Source organism: Pseudarthrobacter sp. NPDC080039 (assembly GCF_040702335.1).
Classification (GTDB): Bacteria; Actinomycetota; Actinomycetes; order Actinomycetales; family Micrococcaceae; genus Arthrobacter; species Arthrobacter enclensis_A.
In genome coordinates, this window is sequence record NZ_JBFBKY010000006.1 from 75,075 (window position 1) to 95,089 (window position 20,015).

A 20,015-nucleotide genomic window follows, 5' to 3' on the forward strand; every position below is an offset into this window, starting at 1 on the left:
CTAGAAGCCCGTGGGCTCGGTCTCCAGCTCCGGTTCACCGGGCTGGTATTCGTGGTGCAGCGGCCGCAACGACTCGGTCCGCGGATGCCAGAACAGTGCGTCGTAGCGTTCCCCCATCCGGGTGGGCACGTAGTTGCCCCTCTCCCGGTGCGGGTTGTACACCACCCCGATAGCCCGGTGGCCGCGCCAGGACTCCAGCCACGGCCCGGTCCTGTCCGGCCCGAACACCAGGACCGCCGGCTCCCGAAGCGCCTCATTGAGGAGCTCCTCGTGGCTTCCGTGGACAGCGGCCGGAACGTCCATCACCCATTCCGGGGAGCCCCAGGACTCGGCGGCGGTGACTGACCCGGCGTAGGAGGCGAACCCGGCCAGTACCACCTCGCCAGGGTGCCGCTGGCGGACCAGCTGGCCGATGTTGACCATGCCGTCGCGGGCCATGTCCGTGGCCCGGGCGTCCCCCACGTGCGTGTTGTGCGCCCACACCAGGCCCTTCGATTCCGGCCCGTGGTGCCGGGCGAGCCGGTCGATGGTGTCACTCATGTGGTGGTCGCGGATGTTCCAGGACTGTTGGTCGCCGCGCACCATGGTGCGGTAGTAGCGTTCGGCGTTGGTGGCCACGATGGCGTTCTGGATGGCGTCGAAGGCGGCCGGGTCGTCCTGCATCCGGTGCAGTGTCCGCCGCCGCACTTCGGCCAGCAGTGCCACCACGTCCGCTTCACAGGACTGCGGCACAAGACGGTTGCTCAGGGCATACCGCTGCGGGTCCTCGCGGAACGGGATGAAGCAGTGCCACGCGTGCAGCGCCGCCGGAAGCGCCTCGCTGGCGTTCTCCTCCAGCCACGAGAAGATCTCCCGCAGTGAATCCCAGAGCGAGTACACGTCAAGGCCATAGAAGCCCGTCCGCTGGTGTTCCGGCAGGCGCAGGTTCCATTTCCGGAGCCACTCAAGGAATTCGGCCACCTCCTGGTTGGCCCACATCCAGGTGGGCCAACGTTCAAAACCGGCCAGCAGTTGGCGGGCGTCCATGTCCTGGCCGGTTTCCCCCCTGACCCAGCGGTTGATGCGCCAGCAGTCCGGCCAGTCGCCCTCCACACCGATCCAGGTGAAGCCGTACTCCTCAATGAGCCGCCTGCTGAGCAGGGCCCGCCAGTGGTAGTACTCCCGGGTGCCGTGCGATGCCTCGCCCAGGCAGACGAAGCGGGCCGGGGCAGCGAGGCGGACGAGGGGTTCCAGGTCGTCAGCGGTGGCGAGCGGGTGGGCGAGGCTGCGGATCTGGGCGGCTTCGGCAGCACGTTCGGCGGGGGGCTCGGCCCACCGGCCGCCGGTGTCACGGGAGGCGTTCATCCCTTGGCCTCCGGCATGGACCGCCCCACCGGTGCCGGCAGGAGGTAGTGCCGGAACCAGTCCGCGGCAAGGGTGGCCGCCGTGGCAAGGGTGCCCGGTTCCTCGAAGAGGTGGGTGGCGCCGGGGACGATCTCCAGCCGGGTGGGTGCCTGCATGCTGGCCATCGCCTGGCGGTTGAGGGCCAGCACCTGGGTATCGGCGCCGCCTACGATCAGGAGCGTGGGGGCCCTTACAGCGGCGAGCCGGGGGCCGGCAAGATCGGGCCGTCCGCCGCGGGAAACCACGGCGGCTATCTGGGCTCCCGGCTCGGCGGCGGCCCACAGCGCCGCCGCTGCGCCGGTGCTGGCCCCGAAGTAGCCGATCCGCCCCGCGGAGCCGTCATGGCGCGCTTCCAGCCAGTGGGTCGCGGAGGAAAGCCGCTGCGCCAGCAGGCCGATGTCGAACACGTTGGCGCGGTTGACCTCCTCCTCCGGAGTGAGCAGGTCAAGGAGCAGGGTGCCCAGGCCTGCGCCGTGCAGTACGGAGGCCACGAAGCGGTTGCGCGGGCTGTGCCGGCTGCTGCCGCTGCCGTGGGCGAAGAGGACGGTTCCGTCGCACCTGGCCGGCAGGTAGAGGCTGCCCCGCAGCACGGCCATTCCTGACGGGATTTCCACCTCATCCTCCAGGCTCCCGTCGCCGCCTTCCGCACCCCGTGGGGACGGCGGAGAGGCGGCGGCGTCCAGAAGCTGCACCACCTCACCATCCTCCGTGGGCGAAAAGTCGTGGTAGTAGTAGCCCACCGCCTGGAATTCCTGGGGCGAGAGGAGGCAGACGACGTCGTCCGGCTCCTTAAGCTCCACGATGGCCCGGGCGGGGGCAACAGGCACAGCGAGGATCACCTTCGCCGCGCCGAGGTGGCGGGCCACCTGGCAGGCTGCCCTGGCGGTGGAGCCCGTGGCAATGCCGTCATCCACAATGACCACCGTGCGGCCGGCAAGATCAATGCGCGGGCGTCCCTGGCGGAACCGGGCCACCCTGCTTTCCAACAGGGCCCGTTCCTGCCGTTCCACCTGCTGCAGGTCTTCCTGGGACACGCGGGCCATTGAGATGGTGCGCGGATCCAGGACCCGGACGTTGCCTTCCCCGATGGCCCCCATGGCCACCTCCGGCTGGAAGGGAACCCCCAGTTTCCGGACCACAATTACGTCCAGCGGCGCGTCCAGGGCCTTTGCCACCTCGAATGCCACGGGAACACCGCCACGGGGCAGGCCCAGCACCACCACGTCCCGTCCGCGCAGGGCGGCGAGCCGTTTGCCCAGCCGCCGCCCGGCGTCGGACCTGTCATGAAAAACAACCATCACCGTCACCCGCCATGCGTGATTTCTTCACCGGGCGGGACAGCCGCCGCGGGAGCCCAGGACATGCGGAGGACGAAGTGGGCATCAGAACTGCTCCTGGCAATCACCGCCCCTGCGTCCCCCGCAAGCTTTACCCCGAACTCGATCTCGATGTGTTCGGGGGTAAGTTCCGCCATGGCCTCCAGTGCCGCGCGGGCCGCCGGACGGACGCTGGCAAGCGCGTCCTCCAGCCGCCGTCCCGTGTCCAGGATCCCCTGCTCGTTCCGCGCCGGATGGTCCACGCCGTAGCTGTCATCGGCGGCCTCGACGAGCACGGTGCCGGATCCCACTTCGTAGCGCAGCACTTCGGTCATGGCGGATTCCCTTTGCTAATGCGAGACGCGGTAGGTCCGGCGGACGTCGGTGCTGGGTTTAATGGCCACCGCTGTTACCACCAGTGCCACCGCCCCTGCGATCCAAGACGTCCAGGCGGCGCCTGTCGCGCCCGTGTACGAACCGAGCCATGGCGAGAGGACCAGTCCTGCTGCGAGGATGGCCTGCACGTATTCCATGGCCGGTGTTCCCGGCATGGCCAGGTTGATGATGCCACTGACCACCAGGAGCCCGCCGAAGACGAGCATGAGGGTGGTGGACATGTTTTGCTGCCGCGTGAACAGGACCGCCACCGCGGTAAAGAGTCCGGCGGCAACCGTTGCGTAGTCCTGCCACCGATACCACTTCTTCACTGAACTTTCCTTTCTGGTTCAGGCGGCCGCCCAGTGCGGCTCCGCCCGGCGGGCCTTGGGTTCCCGCGATATAAGTCAACGCCTGCCGGCACGGACCTTGTAGGGCAGAAAGACCTACGGCCAAGGGCGTGTGGCACTGCCCCGATTCACTGCCAACTCACAGCTTCTCCCCCCTGCAAAACGGGGTTCCGGTATGCAAGAGTGTGGCCAACGCTGGGACGTAAATTTTCGGTATCGGACAGCAGGGGCCGCGCGTGAACCAGAGACCAGGCCGCCCATCCGCCAAAAGGCGGTGGCGCTCCCCGGGGCGCGTGCTGCCGTCACTTGCGGCGCTCCCCATGCTGGCCCTGGTGCTGACCGGGCTGGTCGCCTGCCAGCCCCCTGCTCCCCGGCCCTCGCCCGCCCCGTCCGCCAGCGCCCCACCGACGCAGGGTGAAACCACGCCGCCTGGCAGCGAGGCATCCCCAAGCTCCACCGCCGGGGCGGGCACCGGCACCAAACCCGCGGACTCAGCAAAGGCAGCCGGGACCCCACGGCACATCTTCGTGATCAATCTGGAGAACAAGGGATACTCCAGTGTTTGGGGGGACAACTCCGCGGCCCCGTACCTGTCCGGCACGCTTCGCAAGAAAGGCGTGCTGCTGAAGAACTACTACGGCGTGGCCCACAACTCGTTGCCCAACTACCTGGCCCAGATCTCCGGACAGCGCCCCAACGACAGCACGGTGGGCGACTGCCATACCTATACGGAATTCATCGCCACTGGCACCGACCCGGACGGCGCTCTGCAGGGCGACGGCTGTGTCTACCCCCAGGACACCCAGACCCTGGCCGGGCAGCTCACCGCGCAGGGCAAGACGTGGAAGGGCTACATGGAGGACATGCAGCAGCCGTGCGAGCATCCGGTCCTGGGCGAGGCGGATGACCACATCAAGGCCACCCCGGAGGAGCAGTATTCCACGCACCACAACCCCTTCGTGTACTTCCGGTCCATCACGTCGTCTCCGGACTGCGCGGCGAACGTGGTCAACTTCTCCGCGCTCCATGACGACCTGAAAACCGTGGCCACCACCCCCAACCTGGCCTACATCTCGCCCAACCTGTGCCATGACGGGCATGACGACACCTGCATCGACGGCTCCGAGGGTGGCCTGGCGGCGGCGGACAGCTGGCTTAAGGAGCAGGTGCCGGCCATCCTGGCTTCGCCCGCCTACAAGCAGGACGGGATGCTGGTGATCACTTTCGACGAGGCCGAGGGCAACGAAACGGATTCCACCGATCCGGGCAGCGCCCCGGCGGGTGGAACGGCAGGAGGACAGGTGGGCGCGCTGGTCCTGTCCCCGTTCGGCAAGGCGGGTACCTCCTCGACCACTCCGTACAACCACTACAGCCTGCTGGCCACCATCGAGGACTTGTTCCACCTCCCCCGCCTGGGGCTGGCCGGCGACCCGGGCGTCAATACCTTTGGCGACGACGTTTACCGTAAGGAGTCCTGACGTGAAGTTATGGCAGAACGGACGACGGCGGGCCGCCGTGCTGGCAGGTGCGGCAGTGCTCGCTTTGGTACTCCTTGCCGTCGTCCTTCCCACGGCCTTTCACGCCGGCCTCCCCGCATCACCATCGCCCGCCACGGTGGCACCGGCCGTTCCCGCAGGGGAGCCGGATTCCGGCACCGGGATCGGCAAGATCAAGCACGTGGTGATCATCACCCAGGAAAACAGGTCCTTCGACAGCTATTTCGGAACCTACCCGGGCGCTGACGGGATCCCCATGAAGGACGGGACGCCTGCCGTGTGCCTTCCCGACCCTGCCGACGGCGGCTGCACCAAGCCCTTCTACAACTCCGCGGACAGCAATGCCGGCGGACCACACAGCCATACCGACGCCACGATGGACATCAACGGCGGGGCCATGGACGGATTCGTGGCCCAGGCGGAGAAAGGCCTGTCCGGCTGCGGCGCCGGCAGCGCCAAATGTCAGTACACCGACAACATGCCCAATGATGTGATGGGATACCACGACGGGCGGGACCTGCCCAACTACTGGACCTACGCGCAGAACTTCACCCTCCAGGACCACATGTTCGCCTCCGCGGCTTCCTGGAGCCTGCCGGCGCACCTGTATCTGGTCTCTGAGTGGTCGGCCAAGTGCAGCAAGGCCGGGGACCCGACGTCGTGCGTAAACGCCCTGCAGGACCCGGACCCGGTCCCGGAGCCGCAGATGATCAAGAACACCCTGATCGGACAGTGCCAGGCCGGAATGGACCTGGACCCCTGCCGGGAGGCGCTGGAAGCCGCCGACATCGATCCGGCCCTCGCGGCGCAGATCGACCAGCTGATCGGCACCAGCTGCAAGCCCACCGATTCCTACGCGGTCTGCCAGGCGGCAGTGGATGCGGCGCCCGTGTCTCCGGACCTGAAGAAGAAGCTCACCGAGGCTGCCAAGAAGCTGGACCTGCCGGACTACGCCTGGACGGACCTGACATTCCTGCTCCACAAGCACCAGGTGTCCTGGGCCTACTACGTGTTCAACGGGACCGAACCAGACTGCCGCAACGATGCCGCCACCTGTGATCCGGTCAAGCAGGACGCAAAAACCCCGGGCCTGTGGAATCCGCTGCTGTACTTCGACACGGTCAAGGAGGATGGCGAACAGGGCAACGTCCAGCCGTTGAGCGGGTTCTACGACGCCGCGCGGAAAGGCACGCTGCCCGCCGTCACCTGGGTGTCGCCCACGGACAAGGTCAGCGAACATCCCCCAGCCAAGATCAGCACCGGCCAGGCGTACGTGGCAGGGCTGATCAACGCGGTCATGAGCGGGCCGGACTGGAACAGCACCGCCATCTTCCTCAACTGGGACGACTGGGGCGGGTTCTACGACCACGAAACCCCGCCGGTGGTGGACAACAACGGCTACGGGCTGCGCGTCCCGGCCCTGGTCATCAGTCCTTACGCCAGGAAGGGGTACATCGACCACCAGGTCCTCAGCCAGGACGCCTACTTCAAGTTCATTGAGGACGACTTCCTGGGCGGCGAGCGCATCGATCCCGCCACCGATGGCCGGCCGGATCCCCGCCCGGATGTCCGCGAAGCCAACCCGCAGCTGGGCGACCTGGCCAAATCCTTCGACTTCAACCAGGCACCGCTGCCGCCGTTGATCCTGCCCAACGCCACCACGTACTGAGCGTGGCCCCAGGGTTGGTCCCTGGGTTGGTTGGGTGGCTCAGGACCCGGCCACGGTGCAGTTCGCCGCGTCCTCCACCAACCGCTGCAGGTCCCCGGTGCGGTGCAGCACCTCCAGCTGGCGGACTGCGCCGGTGCCGTCTGCGAGCTGTTCGCGTGCCGTCAGCCCGTATTCCTCCGCCATGGCCTTGAACCGCCGCAGCTGCACGGGGTGCGGGTTGGCGGGCAGCGGTGAGGTGCCCAGCGCGGCCACCCTGACGCCCACGGGGTTCAGCAACGCGGGCCATGGGCACAGCCTCCCCGTTGGCCGGATTCACCAGGAGCAGTTCCTCCTCTATTCCGAACGTCCGCCTCCTGCTCCCGCCCCGCCGGTCAGGTCATTGCCGTAGGTGTCCATCGCCGTCGTCCCCTCTCCCTTGCTTCCTTGCAAGTGCGCGCAAACGGACCGGTGCCGCCTGCCCAAGGGACTCTGCTCACCACCAAAGGACCATCACGATAGGCACGCGTATAAACACGTTGAAAGCGGTGGGCCGCAGTGCCGGCCCGGCCCCGTTGAACTTCACTCCTACTCACGGGTAAATTTGGGGATGTGACGGGCGCCACGCCCGCCCTCCCGGGCCCTTCTGCAAAGGCCCAGCGGGAGCAGCTGCTGTAGCCGAACGGCAGCATATTATGCAAGAGCGAAAGAGCATGGGCATGTCCGCCTCGCATTTCCAGCAATTCCTGAATGAAGCAACCACCCCCGATCCCTCCGGCGACTCACGCCTCGGCCCCGACTGCCTTTACGGCCTTTACGTCAGTTGGGCGGAACTCCACGGACTGACCCCCAAACCGGACCAGGCCTTCCGTGCCGGAATGCTGCGCTGCGGCGTGGACATCCGGAACTCCGGGCTGCGGATGACCGGCCCCGCCGCGGCCGACTACATTCTCAGCAGCTACCCGGCCGTGGCATGATTCCGGAGCAGGCGAGCCCGGTCCCGGGGTGAGCCCTGGCTGTGTCTATAGTTCAAGGTCATGCCCGTGGCCGCAGTGCCCGGACGAAGGGCGCCTTACCCAAGGCAGTCCGTTCGAGCCGATCCACCACCTGCACGTCAATCGGAAGCGGTGACGCTCCTGCCCCGGCTAGTGCTGCTGCCACTGCCGCCCGGATGCCGGCCGTGGTATGCCCGGGCGTGATCCCCGCGACGAGGACGCGCAGGCCGGAAGGGTCCTGGATGACCTGCCAGCCTGAGGTGGCCACGTCGTCGAGCGCGGCGTGGAACACGTTGGGGTGGATGCTGGCACTGCCCTTCCTGCCCGGCAGCTGGAGGACGTCCTCCATGCGGCCTTCAATGTCCTCCAAGAGGCTGAAGGACCGGCCGCAGGGGCAGCCACGCCCGTCCAAGCGGACGGTGTCCGACATTTCGTAGCGGATCAGCGGCAGGGTACGGGAGAACAGCACGGTCACCAGCAGTTTCGCGCCGGTTGTTCCCGGCGGGACCGGGCTGCCGCCGCGGTCCACGGGCTCCACGATGACCAGATCCTCGTAGACATGCCGGTTGCGGTAAACGCAGGGCGAGGCGATCCCGGCCGTTTCGGTGGCGGCGTATATGTCGAACGGTGCACTTCCCCACGCGTCCTGCATCTCCGCCGCCGCCTGGGCAGTGAGTACTTCGGAGGCCGACATGACGCCCGCGGGTGCGATGTGCAGCCGTCCCTCCCGTTGTTCGGCCGCCAGCGGCCTCAAGGCCGAGGCGTAGCCCACCAGCACCCGGGGCTGGAAGGCATTCAAGGCGCTGACGGTTTCGTCCATGGGCGCGGTGACGTCGAGGCGCAGCGTCGGCACGAAGCGTGAGGCCAGGGATGCACCGACGACGGCGGACTGGTGGGTGGGCACCCGGGAACTGACCAGCGCCATTTTCACAGGTTTACCCGGGACGGTGGCGACGCCCGCCCAATCATTGACGCGGGCGTACGATGCCAGGACGGACGCCCACTCGGAGCGGTTCCAGGCAAAAATTCCCCGCCGCCCGGAGGTCCCGGCTGTCGCGGCAACCCGCCATCGCCCCCTGAACGGCCGGGCGGGGTCACCTCCGCTTTGGGTGAGGAAGCGCAGATGGGCTTCGAGATCGGCCAGCCTCAAGTCCGGGGTGGTAACCGCTTCGTCAAAGTTCTCCATCAACTCCGCTTTGGTAACGGGCGGCAACTCTGTGAGCGGCGCGTCATGCAGTCCGGCATGCCGGCGGCGGTAAAACTCCGATCCGGCATAGGTGGCGGCGCGAAGCAGGTGCAGCGCCTGTTCCTGGTGGGCGGCGATGCGGGCGGCGTCCCACCCGTCCCTTTGGCGCCACGTTGCCCGCAGGTACAGCACCTGCGAGAGGATGCGGACGTCCATGGCAGATCCTTCAATGGGAACGCTTCCAGCTTCTTGCGGGCAGGCACGCCACAGCAAGGGCCGAAAGTCGGCTCCCGCGGACCAAAGTCCACGCCCCGGCCTGACGCCCCCGCTCCGGCCGCGGCTGTTAGGGGATGCAAACCTTCGTGGCGAAGGGAATCCCGCGGTGGTTTACTGCCAGCATGTCTGAAACTCTCAAGCTGAGCCGCAACGAGCCGCACGACAGCAGCGTGGCAGCGCGCCTGAACTGGCTGCGCGCCGGCGTCCTGGGCGCCAACGACGGCATCGTCTCCGTGGCGGCCACAGTGGTGGGCGTCGCGGGCGTGACCAACGACCTTGCACCCATCCTGGTGGCGGGCACCGCCGCGGTGGTGGGCGGTGCGGTGTCCATGGCCCTCGGCGAATACGTGTCCGTGAGCAGCCAGAGCGACAGCCAGCGGGCCCTCATTGAGAAGGAACGCCAGGAACTCCGGGATGACCCGGAGGGCGAACTCGAAGAACTTGCCCACATCTACCAGGCCAAGGGCCTCAGCGAAGCCACCGCACGGACCGTGGCCGAAGAGCTGACCGCGAAGGACGCGCTGAAGGCGCACCTGTCCGCGGAACTGAACATTGACGAAGAGGAAGTGGTCAGCCCCTGGCATGCCGCATTCGCCTCCGCCATCGCCTTCACCGTCGGTGCCATCCTGCCCATGCTGGCCATCATCTTCCCGCCCGAACAAGCCCGCATCCCGGTCACGTTCGTCGCCGTCATCCTGGCGCTCGCCCTCACCGGCACTGTCAGCGCCAAGATCGGCGGCAGCTCCAAGCGCAAGGCCACCCTCCGCCTCGTGGTGGGCGGTGCGCTGGCCATGGCCTTCACCTTCGCGGTGGGAAGCCTGCTGGGCACCACGGGAATCGCCTGACCCTCGGCCGCGACCCGCTGACTGCTCACCCTCCAGGCGGCAAAAGGTATGACGGCGTAACGCCGTTTCCGAGCCCGGGCACTGCGTGCTCCCAGCCAATTCCCAGACGCAGCCAAACCTCTTCACATCAGGATCCTCCGCGCGTAGGGTGGGGCACACAACCGCTGCCCCCAGGGGCCGTGGTGGGCTCATGCAGTTGGGCTTCTGGAGCATGCCGGAGGGACCATTGTGGGTAGAAGACCATCCAAAAACCACAGCATGCGTCGGTTCGCGGCACTGGCCGCGGGCCTTCTCTCCCTGCCGGCACTGACCTCCTGTTCGGACCTGGTCTCCCGCGGCTTCCTGCCCGGAGACCGCGGGACCACAGACAAAACGCCGCTCATCATGGACCTGTGGGTCAACTCCTGGATCGCCGCACTCACGGTGGGCATCATCACCTGGGGTCTCATGATTTGGGTCATCGTGGCCTACCGGCGCAGGAAGAACACGGTGGGCTTCCCCGCACAGTTGAGCTACAACCTTCCGCTGGAAGTGTTCTACCTGGCAGTTCCGCTGATCGTCATCGGCGTCCTGTTCGTTTTCACAGACCGGGATCAGCGGGCCATCGACGAACGCTATCCCAACCCTGACGTGGTGATCGATGTTTTCGGCAAACAGTGGTCATGGGATTTCAACTACGTCAAGGAACAGGTCCACGAGGACGCGGGCCAGCAGGCCCACCTGACCGGCGACTACGGTGCCCCGGACCGGCTTCCCACCCTTTATCTGCCGGTGGGAAAGAAAGTGGAACTGCACCTGCAGTCCCGTGACGTGCAGCATTCCTTCTGGGTGGTGGATTTCCTGCAGAAGCGCGACCTCTACCCGGGCCACGAACAGTACAACCCCTACATCGACATCACGCCCAACCGCACGGGCGAATACATGGGCAAGTGCGCCGAGCTATGCGGGGAATACCATTCCGAGATGCTCTTCAAAGTCAAAGTGGTCAGCCAGCAGGAGTATGACAGCCACATCGCCGATTTGAGGGCAAAGGGCAATACCGGAAGCCTCGGCAGCGACTTCGTGAGGCAGCCGCAGTCAGCCCCGGCACCGCAGCTTCCGGAACCAGCAGAGTAAAGGACGGCACCGCAATGACCACCACAGGCCAGAGAATGGGCGGAACCGCGGCCACGGCTGCGCCGGCAGTGGTCCGGCGCCCCAAAGGCACCATTGTGGTCAACTGGATCACCTCGACTGACCACAAGACCATCGGCTACATGTACCTGATCGCGTCATTCGTGTTCTTCTGCGCGGGCGGCGTGATGGCGCTGCTGATCCGCGCCGAGCTGTTCGAGCCCGGCATGCAGATCCTGCAGACCAAGGAGCAATACAACCAGCTGTTCACCATGCACGGCACCATCATGCTGCTGATGTTCGCCACCCCGCTGTTCGCCGGGTTTGCCAACGTGATCATGCCGCTGCAGATCGGCGCCCCCGACGTGGCGTTCCCCCGCCTGAATGCGCTGGCGTTCTGGTTCTTCCTGTTCGGCTCCACCATCGCCGTATCCGGGTTCATCACCCCCCAAGGTGCTGCGTCCTTTGGCTGGTTTGCCTACGCACCGCTGTCCAACACCACGTTCACCCCCGGCATCGGCGGAGACCTGTGGGTCTTCGGGCTGGCACTGTCCGGCTTCGGCACCATCCTGGGCTCGGTCAACTTCATCACCACCATCATCTGCATGCGCGCCCCGGGGCTCACCATGTGGCGGATGCCCATCTTCACGTGGAACACCCTGGTCACCGCCATCCTGGTGCTCATGGCCTTCCCGCCGCTCGCCGCCGCCCTGTTCGCCCTGGGTGCGGACCGCAAGTTCGGTGCGCACATCTTCGATCCCGCCAACGGCGGAGCCATTCTCTGGCAGCACCTGTTCTGGTTCTTCGGGCACCCCGAGGTGTACATCATCGCGCTGCCGTTCTTCGGCATCGTCTCGGAGATCTTCCCGGTCTTCAGCCGCAAGCCCTTGTTCGGCTATAAGGGCATTGTCTACGCCACCATCGCGATCGCCGCTCTGTCAGTGACCGTGTGGGCGCACCACATGTACGTCACCGGCGCCATCTTCCTGCCGTTCTTCGCCTTCATGACCATGCTGATCGCGGTGCCCACGGGCGTGAAGTTCTTCAACTGGATCGGCACCATGTGGGGCGGGTCGCTGACGTTCGAGACCCCCATGTTGTGGAGCATGGGCTTCCTGGCCACGTTCCTCTTCGGCGGCCTCACCGGCATCATCCTGGCCTCGCCGCCCATGGACTTCCACGTCTCGGACTCCTACTTCGTGGTGGCGCACTTCCACTACGTGGTGTTCGGCACCGTGGTGTTCGCCATGTTCGCCGGCTTCTACTTCTGGTGGCCCAAGTTCACGGGCACCATGCTCAACGAGCGCCTGGGCAAGATCCACTTCTGGATGCTCTTCCTGGGCTTCCACGCCACCTTCCTCATCCAGCACTGGCTCGGCGTCCTGGGCATGCCCCGCCGGTACGCCGACTACATGCCGGAGGACAACTTCACCTGGATGAACCAGTTCTCCACCATCGGCTCCTACCTGCTGGGGGCCTCCCTCATCCCGTTCTTCTGGAACGTCTACATCACGTGGCGGGCCGGGAAGAAAGTCACGGTGGACGACCCCTGGGGCTTCGGCGCCTCACTTGAGTGGGCCACATCCTGTCCGCCGCCACGCCACAACTTCACCTCGCTCCCCCGGATCCGCTCCGAGCGCCCTGCCCTGGATCTGCACCACCCCGAGTTGAGCGTGCGCGTGCATCCGTCCGGGGACGCTCCCGCGGAGGGCCTCCTGGGCGCGGCCGACATCGGCGAACAGGACCTCCACGACCCCAACCCCAACAAGTAGCGGAGCTGCTTCGCGACACGGCAATCACTTTTCGACGCGCAAAAGCACCGGCGCTGCCCAAATCAGGGCGGCGCCGGGGCTTTTGCGCAGCACATCACACTTCCCCACCCTGCATCGAATTACGTCACGCCATGCTTTCGTAATTGATGTGAACCTCGTCACTTAAAGCGCTTTCCAGCTTGGTGCTTAGGTTTGCCTACCCTACAGTTTTCTGACATAGGCAACATTCATGTTGCCTAATAGGACCTAGGTTCAAGCAGACTTTTTTCCCCACCGAAAGCAGCCTCAATGAAGATCCGCAACAGCGCGCTGGCAGGTATCGCACTCGCCGCCACCGCAGCTCTTGGCCTGACCGCCTGCGGCGGCGGCACCCCGGCCGGCGGCAACAGCGCCGCTTCCAACGGCGCCCCCTCCGGCGAGATCACGGTGTACAACGCCCAGCACGAGAGCCTCACCAAGGAATGGGTGGACGCCTTCACCGCGGAAACCGGCATCAAGGTGACCCTCCGCCAGGGCGATGACACCGAGATGTCCAACCAGATCATCCAGGAAGGCCAGGCATCCCCCGCCGATGTCTTCCTGACCGAGAACTCCCCCGCCATGACTCAGGTGGAGAACGCCGGCCTGTTCGCCGACGTCAACAAGGACACCCTGGCCCAGGTCCCTGCCCAGTTCTCGCCGTCCACCGGCAAGTGGACGGGCATCGCCGCCCGCTCCACCGTCCTGGTGTACAACAAGACCAAGCTCACGGAGGACCAGCTGCCCAAGTCCATGCTGGACCTGGCCAAGCCCGAGTGGAAGGGCCGCTGGGCCGCCTCCCCCACGGGCGCCGACTTCCAGGCCATCGTCTCGGCCCTGCTTGAACTCAAGGGCGAAAGCGCCACCGAGGACTGGCTGAAGGCCATGAAGGACAACTCCAAGGCGTACAAGGGAAACAGCACGGCCATGAAAGCGGTCAACGCCGGTGAAGTTGATGCTGCGCTGATTTACCACTACTACTACTATGGCGACCAGGCCAAGACCGGCGAGAACTCCAACAACGTCACGCCGTACTACTTCAAGAACGAAGACCCGGGCGCGTTCCTGTCCGTCTCCGGCGGCGGCGTGCTCAAGTCCTCCAAAAATGCTGCCGCTGCGCAGGCATTCCTGAAGTTCATCACCGGCAAGAAGGGGCAGGAAGTGTTGAAGAACGGAACGTCCTTCGAGTACGCCATCGGATCCGATGTGCCCGCCAACGACAAGCTGGTTCCCATCAAGGACCTGCAGGCCCCCAAGGTTGACGCAGCCAAGCTCAACTCCCAGAAGGTCAGCGATCTGATGACCCAGGCCGGACTCCTCTAATTCCGTGACCACCGATCTATCGGCTCCCTCCAGGCGGAGCACGACGACGGCGGGCCGGGGCACCAGCCCCCGCCCGCCTTTCGGCGTTTCCGCGGTGTCCGTCCTTGCGGTGCTGATCGCCCTCTTCTCCCTCGTCCCCCTGGGGTACGTGGTCTACATGACGGTGGCGACGGGGTGGGACACCGCCGTCGGCCTCATCCTGCGGCCGCGCGTGGGGGAACTGCTGGCCAACACCCTGCTCCTGATGGCCGCCACTATCCCGCTGTGCCTGCTGCTTGGCGTGGCGGGGGCATGGCTGGTGGAACGGACCAACCTCCGCGGGCGCCGGATCTGGGCGGTCCTGCTGGCCGCGCCGCTGGCAATCCCGGCGTTCGTGAACAGCTACGCCTGGGTTTCGGCCATCCCGTCGCTGGGCGGGCTGGGCTCGGGGATCCTGATCTCCACCCTGTCCTACTTCCCGCTGGTGTACATTCCGGCTGCAGCCACCCTCAGCCGGCTGGACCCCGCCATCGAGCAGTCCGCCGCCGCGCTCGGACTGGGCGCGTGGCGGGCCTTCTTCCGGGTGGTGCTCCCCCAGATGCGCATTGCCCTGACGGGCGGCGGCCTGCTGGTGGGGCTGCACCTGCTCGCCGAATACGGTGCGTTCGCCATGATCCGGTTCGATACGTTCACCACGGCCATCATGACCCAGTACCGGTCCACGTTTAACGGGGCCGCCGGGAACATGCTGGCCAGCGTGCTGGTGTTCTTCTGCCTGCTCCTGCTGGTGGCCGAGGTCCGCAGCCGCGGCACAGCCCGGTACGCGAGGATCGGCTCGGGTGTCCAGGGCAGGGCGTTGCGGCTTCCGCTGCACGCCTACCAGGCGCCGGCCCAGATCTTCCTGCTGGCGCTGACGGCCCTCGCGTTCGGCCTCCCCCTGTACTACGTACTGAAGTGGATCCTGGCCGGTGGGGCCGAGGTCTGGACTGCTGCCGAATTCCTTCCGGCCCTCCTTGCCACCTTCGGCTACGGACTCGCCGGGGCCCTGGCCACCGTAGTGGTGGCCTTCCCCATGGCGTACCTCGCGGTCCGGAAGCCCGGCTGGTTCAGCAAGTCCCTGGAACTGTCCAACTACGTCACCAGCTCCATGCCCGGCATCGTGGTGGCGCTGGCTTTCGTCACCGTCAGCATCCGGGTTGTGCCGGGGATCTACCAGACGGCTGGCGTGCTGGTGGCAGCCTACGTGCTCCTCTTCCTCCCGAGGGCGCTGGTGAACCTCCGTGCGGGGCTGGCACAGGCCCCCAAGGAACTGGATGAGGCAGCCCAGGCCCTGGGCAAGCCGCCGCTGCTGGCCTTCATCCGCGTCACCCTGCGGCTGACCGCTCCGGCCGCTGCCGGCGGCGCGGCCCTGGTGTTCCTGGCCATCGCCAACGAACTGACGGCCACCTTGCTGCTGTCCCCCAACGGCACCAAGACCCTGGCCACCGAGTTCTGGAGCAAGAGCAGCGAAATCGACTACGCCGGCGCCGCGCCCTATGCCCTGCTGATGATCCTGCTTTCCGCCCCCATGACCTATCTCCTCTTCCAACAGTCCAAGAAAGTAGCCGGACAGTGACAGCACCATCAACCCGCAGGCTGCCCGAGCCGCGGGTGGCGCCCTCCGTGGCAGCAACCACCAACAGCCACCTGCAGATTACGGACGTCACCAAGAACTTCGGATCCCAGGCGGTCCTGAAGGGCGTCAACCTGTCCGTGGCCAAGGGCGGGACCACCGCCATCGTCGGCCCGTCCGGTTCAGGCAAGACCACGCTGCTGCGCCTGATCGCCGGGTTTGAACACCCGGACACGGGGAGCATCTCCCTCAACGGAACAGTCGTGGCCGGTGAAGGCGCCTGGCTTCCGGCGCACAAGCGGCAGATCGGGTACGTGGCCCAGGACGGTGCCCTGTTCCCTCACCTCACGGTGGGCCAGAACGTTGCCTTCGGCCTGGATCCGGCCAAGCTCGACGGCGGCCGCCGCGCCGTTGCCGCGCGCGTGGCCGAACTCCTGGAGATGGTGTCGCTTGATGCGTCCATGGCCAAGCGCCGGCCCCACCAGCTCTCGGGCGGGCAGCAGCAGCGCGTGGCCCTGGCCCGCGCCCTGGCCCGGGAACCGGAACTGATGCTCCTGGACGAGCCGTTCTCCGCCCTGGACGCGGGCCTGCGCGTTGCCACCCGCCGCGCCGTGGCCAAGGTCCTGGCGGAAGCAGGAGTCACCACCATCCTGGTCACGCACGACCAGGCTGAAGCCCTCTCCTTCGCCGACCAGGTTGCCGTGATGCGCGGCGGCAAACTGGCACAGATCGGCAACCCCTTTGTGGTCTACACCCGCCCGGCAGACCGGGCCACCGCCGAGTTCCTGGGCGACGCCGTCATCCTGGACGCATGGCTGGAAGGCTCGCTGGCCACCTGCTCACTGGGCGGCATCCCCGTCCGCCGCCCGCCGGCCCAGGGGCGGGTGCAGCTGATGCTGCGGCCGGAACAAATCCGCATTGCCGAGGACGGCCCCATCCGCGGTGTGGTGGTGGACACCGACTACTTCGGTCCCGAAACCACGGTGCGGCTGAAGCTCAACGTGCCCCAGGAAGTGGCGGAGCACGCCGACCACCGCTACCCGGGTGGCGGAGAAGTCATCACCATCCGGCACTGGAACGCCTCGATCGCCCGGCCCGGCATGGAGCTGTGCCTGCGGGTCGTGGGCGAAGCCGTTGCGTTCCCCGTGGAGGACTGACCGCCCCGACGTCCCTGGCCCGGCACCGCCGACACAGAAAAATCACCGCGCGGAAACACTCCGGCAACCTGGCCCCGGCAAGCTGTGCTTACGGGGATACAACAGCAGGAGGCAGCCCGCATGGAGGCACAAGGAGTACGTACGGCCCAGCTCCGCATCGGGGACCAGATCGAGGCGTGGCACCGCGGCAGGCTCTTCCACAAAGGCCGGGTGACCGACGTCGTCCCGGCCCTGGAACTCTTCTGGATCCTGGACGCCCGCACCGGCACGCGCAAACTGCTGGATCCGGAGGCCCTGGAAATCCGCCACGTGGACCCGGCCCCGGTCACGGTGGAAGTCCCAGCCAAGCCACAGCCCCCGGCGAAGCCACTCGCGCCGGCCTAGATGTCCACCTGGAGCCCGGCGAGGCGTCAGGCGCGTTCCTGGTAGACGTCCGGGACGCCGTCCTGGTCCGAATCCACCCGCTCCAGCTCTTCGGCGGCCCGGTACTGGCGGTTGCGGGTGCGCAGCACGGCCGTCGCGAGCAGCGCGGCGATCAGTGACGCGGCCAGGATACCCACCTTGGCGTGGTCGTCATGCAGGCTGCCGTTTCCGAAGCTGAGCTCCGCCACCAGCAGGGAGACGGTGAAGCCGATGCCTGCCAGCAGGGCAACGCCGAACACGTCGATCCACTTGAAGGAGCTGTCCAGGGTGGCCCTGGTGGCTTTGGTCAGGACCCAGGTGGTGGCCAGGATTCCCACCGGCTTGCCCAGGACCAGGCCCAGGATGATGCCCAGCGCCACCGGATCGGCCAGGGCCGAGCCCAGGCCATCCCAGCCGCCCACGGCCACGCCCGCGGAAAAGAAGGCAAAAATGGGCACGGCAACACCGGCGGAAATGGGCCGGAACCGGTGCTCGAAAATCTCTGCAAGCCCGGGGCCGGCTTCCGGTCCGCCCGAGGCCTGCGACCGGATCACAGGGATGGCGAAGCCCAGCAGGACCCCGGCAACGGTGGCGTGGATGCCGGAGGCGTGCACCAGAGCCCAGGTCACCGCGCCCAGCGGAAGCAGGATCAGCCAGGCGGCGGCTGCGTGGCGGCCAAAGAACCGGCGGTACTTCTGCGCCAGGAACGCGTAGATGGCCAGCGGGATGAGCGCCAGGAGCAGGGGCGTGGCCTGGATGTCGCTGGAGTAGAAGAACGCGATGATGGTGATGGCGATCAGGTCATCCACCACGGCCAGTGTCAGCAGGAAGATCCGCAGCGCGCTGGGCAGGTGGGAGCCGATGATCGCCAGGACGGCAACGGCGAACGCAATATCCGTGGCGGTGGGGATGGCCCAGCCGCGCAGTGTCCCGGGGCTGGCGAGGTTCACGAGGGCGTAGATCACCGCCGGGACCGCCACGCCACCCACGGCGGCGGCCACGGGGACGATCGACTTGCTGATTTGGCGCAGGTCACCGGCAACGAATTCGCGTTTGAGCTCCAGGCCCACCAGGAAGAAGAAGATGGCCAGCAGTCCGTCTGCCGCCCACGCCCCGAGGCTCAGTTCAAGGTGCCATGGCTCGTAGCCCACCGTGAAGTCGCGGAGGGCAAAGTAGCTGTCCGACGCCGGGGAGTTGGCCCAAATGAGGGCGATGACAGCGGCAAGGACCAGGAGGGCGCCGCCCACGGTCTCCTTGCGCAGGATCTCGCCGATGCGCAGTGCTTCGGCGTAGCTGCCACGCGAAAAAACGGTGGAACCAACAAACCTGTTCCGGCTGGGAGGGGGCGTTACGGAGTCCATGCAGGCGTCCTTTAATCCGGGTTCGACAAATCCATGCCGACCAGACTTCCCGGCGCACCTCCGTCCATCTTACGGGCCACAGGGCCTAACCGGCGCGGCGGTCTCCGGCGTGCTCCGCCCGGCCGTGCACCTGGATGGCCCGCACAGCCCGGTCCAGGTAGTTCCGTGCCTCCGGCGAGTTAGCCAGCTGCACCAGCTCCGCCGCCACCACCACCAGCTTTACGTTGCGGTGGCTGCTGGTGCTCACCAGCATCTGGAAGGCGTCGTCAGAACCGAGCTTCAGCTGGCCCATGAGGATGCCGCGGGCCTGGTCGATGACGGTCCTGGTGGCCGTGGCGCCTGCCACCGCGTCCCGGGCCGTCTCCTCGGTTTCGCGCTGCAGCGTCCGGCTGAGGTCCACGGTCACGCCTTCGAGCGCCGCCACGGAGCCGTCGGCGCCAAGAACCGACTCTCCCGAGGTCAGCACCCGCCGGGTCCTGCCCCGCGCATCAACGATCCGGTGGTACATGCAGAAGAACCCGCCGGTACTGGAAACCTGCGCCACGATTTCCTCGCACCGCTCCCGGTCATCGGGATGCTTGTGGGCGAAGATCAACTCCAGGGTGGGAACCACTTCCCCACGCTGGTAACCGTGCAGGCGGTACATGCCCTCGGACCAATGGAATGTGGGGCCGTCAGGCCCCAGGTCCACCCTGAAGATGCCGGCATCACTTTCGCTGTCCCCGAGGGCGCTCGAATAGACATACAAATCACTGAGCTCCGTCACAGGTCCACCTCCCGCGCAAAGGCCAGCCCCCAGCGGGCGGGCTCTGTCCTCGCTACTTCCAGTATGGTCGCCCGGGACAGCAGAAGGTAGTGCGGGAGGTCCCATGGAAGTTGGCGGATGGATGCAGTAGAGCGCTTGACGCTGATACCCCCTGGGGGTATATTGGGGGTGTTGTCAGTGAAGTGGCATGTCCCGGCCGGTGCGCGCGCCAGCCTTTCACAGCCGTTCAACCCCAGCACCCCTTGATTCCTTCAACGGATTGGAACTGACATGAACATCGGGAACCGCGTCCCACTCCCCCTCGCTGCCTCCGGCTGCAGCTGCTGCGCCCCACCCAGGGCCGTGGAGCCGTCCCGAAGCCTGCCTGCAACCGCGCCGCAGGACGCAACTGCCGCCGTCGTACCTTCCGACGCCGCCTCCACCCTGCGGAACTTCGCCGTGGAGGGCATGACGTGCGGTCACTGCGTCCGGTCCGTTGAGACGGCCGTGTCCGCGCTTGCCGGCGTGACGTCGGCCTCCGTTGACCTGGTGCCCGGCGGCCTGTCCCGGCTTGCCGTCACTGGCCCGGCGTCTGACGCCGCCGTCCGCGCGGCAGTCGCATCCGCCGGCTACACCCTCGCCTGACACAGCCAGCGATTGCCTCCA

19 protein-coding genes are annotated in these 20,015 nt (G+C 66.7%); 11 read left to right on the forward strand and 8 right to left on the reverse strand.

Translation table 11 applies throughout. The features are described 5' to 3' along the window. Genes AB0313_RS09210 through AB0313_RS09225 form a run of 4 tightly spaced genes read right to left on the reverse strand, consistent with a single transcriptional unit; the run spans nt 1 to nt 3,406 of the window. Nucleotides 1-1,344, reverse strand: a complete 1,344-nt coding sequence (locus AB0313_RS09210) for an erythromycin esterase family protein (protein WP_307310646.1) — start codon at nt 1,342-1,344, stop codon at nt 1-3. Further along, complete coding sequence (locus AB0313_RS09215) at nt 1,341-2,681, reverse strand: phosphoribosyltransferase family protein (RefSeq protein ID WP_366305280.1); 1,341 nt, start codon at nt 2,679-2,681, stop codon at nt 1,341-1,343. Before AB0313_RS09215 ends, AB0313_RS09210 begins: the two co-directional genes overlap by 4 nt. 5 nt (nt 2,682-2,686) lie before the next feature. Continuing rightward, the gene (locus tag AB0313_RS09220; RefSeq protein ID WP_141940319.1) at nt 2,687-3,034 is read right to left on the reverse strand and encodes a CU044_2847 family protein; all 348 of its coding nucleotides are present in this window, start codon (nt 3,032-3,034) and stop codon (nt 2,687-2,689) included. A gap of 15 nt (nt 3,035-3,049) precedes the next feature. Next, the gene (locus tag AB0313_RS09225; RefSeq protein ID WP_141940318.1) at nt 3,050-3,406 is read right to left on the reverse strand and encodes an SPW repeat protein; all 357 of its coding nucleotides are present in this window, start codon (nt 3,404-3,406) and stop codon (nt 3,050-3,052) included. 254 nt (nt 3,407-3,660) lie between these two features. Here AB0313_RS09225 and AB0313_RS09230 point away from each other — a divergent pair, with 254 nt between their 5' ends. Together AB0313_RS09230 and AB0313_RS09235 are read left to right on the forward strand one after the other, a co-directional pair. Continuing rightward, nucleotides 3,661-4,902 (forward strand): alkaline phosphatase family protein, encoded by a 1,242-nt coding sequence (locus tag AB0313_RS09230; protein ID WP_366305071.1) that lies wholly within the window; start codon nt 3,661-3,663, stop codon nt 4,900-4,902. Between the two features lies 1 nt (nt 4,903). Continuing rightward, nucleotides 4,904-6,589 carry an alkaline phosphatase family protein gene (locus AB0313_RS09235; protein ID WP_366305073.1) on the forward strand — a complete coding sequence of 562 codons (1,686 nt, stop codon included), beginning with the start codon at nt 4,904-4,906 and terminating at the stop codon, nt 6,587-6,589. 39 nt (nt 6,590-6,628) lie between these two features. On the opposite strand, the gene AB0313_RS09240 is transcribed toward AB0313_RS09235, so the two are convergent. Further along, the gene (locus AB0313_RS09240; protein WP_366305075.1) at nt 6,629-6,865 is read right to left on the reverse strand and encodes a hypothetical protein; all 237 of its coding nucleotides are present in this window, start codon (nt 6,863-6,865) and stop codon (nt 6,629-6,631) included. Between the two features lie 419 nt (nt 6,866-7,284). Between AB0313_RS09240 and AB0313_RS09245 the strand changes: the two genes are divergently transcribed. Beyond that, nucleotides 7,285-7,542 carry a hypothetical protein gene (locus AB0313_RS09245; RefSeq protein ID WP_366305077.1) on the forward strand — a complete coding sequence of 86 codons (258 nt, stop codon included), beginning with the start codon at nt 7,285-7,287 and terminating at the stop codon, nt 7,540-7,542. A gap of 58 nt (nt 7,543-7,600) precedes the next feature. On the opposite strand, the gene AB0313_RS09250 is transcribed toward AB0313_RS09245, so the two are convergent. Beyond that, entirely contained in the window at nt 7,601-8,962 is a 1,362-nt protein-coding gene (locus tag AB0313_RS09250) for a phenylacetate--CoA ligase family protein (protein WP_366305079.1), read from the reverse strand. Between the two features lie 182 nt (nt 8,963-9,144). Here AB0313_RS09250 and AB0313_RS09255 point away from each other — a divergent pair, with 182 nt between their 5' ends. The 7 genes from AB0313_RS09255 (at nt 9,145) to AB0313_RS09285 (ending at nt 17,225) form a co-directional block, all read left to right on the forward strand. Beyond that, a complete protein-coding gene (locus AB0313_RS09255) occupies nt 9,145-9,867 on the forward strand; it encodes a VIT family protein (RefSeq protein WP_141940314.1) in 723 nt (240 codons plus the stop codon). Nucleotides 9,868-10,125: 258 nt separating this feature from the next. Further along, complete coding sequence (locus AB0313_RS09260; RefSeq protein WP_141940313.1) at nt 10,126-10,983, forward strand: cytochrome c oxidase subunit II; 858 nt, start codon at nt 10,126-10,128, stop codon at nt 10,981-10,983. Nucleotides 10,984-11,018: 35 nt separating this feature from the next. Next, entirely contained in the window at nt 11,019-12,752 is a 1,734-nt protein-coding gene (gene ctaD, locus AB0313_RS09265; protein WP_366305282.1) for a cytochrome c oxidase subunit I, read from the forward strand. 288 nt (nt 12,753-13,040) lie between these two features. Further along, nucleotides 13,041-14,093: an iron ABC transporter substrate-binding protein gene (locus tag AB0313_RS09270; RefSeq protein WP_141940312.1), complete on the forward strand. Its 1,053-nt coding sequence runs from the start codon at nt 13,041-13,043 to the stop codon at nt 14,091-14,093. 4 nt (nt 14,094-14,097) lie between these two features. Then, nucleotides 14,098-15,687, forward strand: a complete 1,590-nt coding sequence (locus AB0313_RS09275; RefSeq protein ID WP_366305082.1) for an iron ABC transporter permease — start codon at nt 14,098-14,100, stop codon at nt 15,685-15,687. After that, nucleotides 15,684-16,841 carry an ABC transporter ATP-binding protein gene (locus AB0313_RS09280; RefSeq protein ID WP_174237468.1) on the forward strand — a complete coding sequence of 386 codons (1,158 nt, stop codon included), beginning with the start codon at nt 15,684-15,686 and terminating at the stop codon, nt 16,839-16,841. The genes AB0313_RS09275 and AB0313_RS09280 overlap by 4 nt, the downstream gene beginning before the upstream one ends. 120 nt (nt 16,842-16,961) lie before the next feature. After that, the gene (locus tag AB0313_RS09285; RefSeq protein ID WP_366305084.1) at nt 16,962-17,225 is read left to right on the forward strand and encodes a hypothetical protein; all 264 of its coding nucleotides are present in this window, start codon (nt 16,962-16,964) and stop codon (nt 17,223-17,225) included. A 26-nt stretch (nt 17,226-17,251) separates the two neighbouring features. Here the strand turns inward: AB0313_RS09285 and nhaA are convergent, their stop codons facing one another. Both nhaA and AB0313_RS09295 read right to left on the reverse strand, forming a co-directional pair. Continuing rightward, entirely contained in the window at nt 17,252-18,604 is a 1,353-nt protein-coding gene (gene nhaA, locus AB0313_RS09290) for a Na+/H+ antiporter NhaA (RefSeq protein WP_366305086.1), read from the reverse strand. An 85-nt stretch (nt 18,605-18,689) separates the two neighbouring features. After that, the gene (locus AB0313_RS09295) at nt 18,690-19,370 is read right to left on the reverse strand and encodes a PAS and ANTAR domain-containing protein (protein ID WP_366305088.1); all 681 of its coding nucleotides are present in this window, start codon (nt 19,368-19,370) and stop codon (nt 18,690-18,692) included. Between the two features lie 270 nt (nt 19,371-19,640). Here AB0313_RS09295 and AB0313_RS09300 point away from each other — a divergent pair, with 270 nt between their 5' ends. After that, nucleotides 19,641-19,994, forward strand: coding sequence for a cation transporter (locus AB0313_RS09300; protein ID WP_366305090.1), 354 nt, complete (start codon nt 19,641-19,643; stop codon nt 19,992-19,994). Nucleotides 19,995-20,015 lie beyond the last annotated feature (21 nt).

Bases quoted from the DNA above. Each gene is read 5' to 3' on its own strand.
- AB0313_RS09210 (WP_307310646.1), bottom strand. From the start codon at position 1,344: ATGAACGCCTCCCGTGACACCGGCGGCCGGTGGGCCGAGCCCCCCGCC.
- AB0313_RS09215 (WP_366305280.1), bottom strand. From the start codon at position 2,681: ATGGTTGTTTTTCATGACAGGTCCGACGCCGGGCGGCGGCTGGGCAAA.
- AB0313_RS09220 (WP_141940319.1), bottom strand. From the start codon at position 3,034: ATGACCGAAGTGCTGCGCTACGAAGTGGGATCCGGCACCGTGCTCGTC.
- AB0313_RS09245 (WP_366305077.1), top strand. From the start codon at position 7,285: ATGTCCGCCTCGCATTTCCAGCAATTCCTGAATGAAGCAACCACCCCC.
- AB0313_RS09250 (WP_366305079.1), bottom strand. From the start codon at position 8,962: ATGGACGTCCGCATCCTCTCGCAGGTGCTGTACCTGCGGGCAACGTGG.
- AB0313_RS09255 (WP_141940314.1), top strand. From the start codon at position 9,145: ATGTCTGAAACTCTCAAGCTGAGCCGCAACGAGCCGCACGACAGCAGC.
- AB0313_RS09260 (WP_141940313.1), top strand. From the start codon at position 10,126: ATGCGTCGGTTCGCGGCACTGGCCGCGGGCCTTCTCTCCCTGCCGGCA.
- ctaD (WP_366305282.1), top strand. From the start codon at position 11,019: ATGGGCGGAACCGCGGCCACGGCTGCGCCGGCAGTGGTCCGGCGCCCC.
- AB0313_RS09270 (WP_141940312.1), top strand. From the start codon at position 13,041: ATGAAGATCCGCAACAGCGCGCTGGCAGGTATCGCACTCGCCGCCACC.
- AB0313_RS09285 (WP_366305084.1), top strand. From the start codon at position 16,962: ATGGAGGCACAAGGAGTACGTACGGCCCAGCTCCGCATCGGGGACCAG.
- nhaA (WP_366305086.1), bottom strand. From the start codon at position 18,604: ATGGACTCCGTAACGCCCCCTCCCAGCCGGAACAGGTTTGTTGGTTCC.
- AB0313_RS09300 (WP_366305090.1), top strand. From the start codon at position 19,641: ATGAACATCGGGAACCGCGTCCCACTCCCCCTCGCTGCCTCCGGCTGC.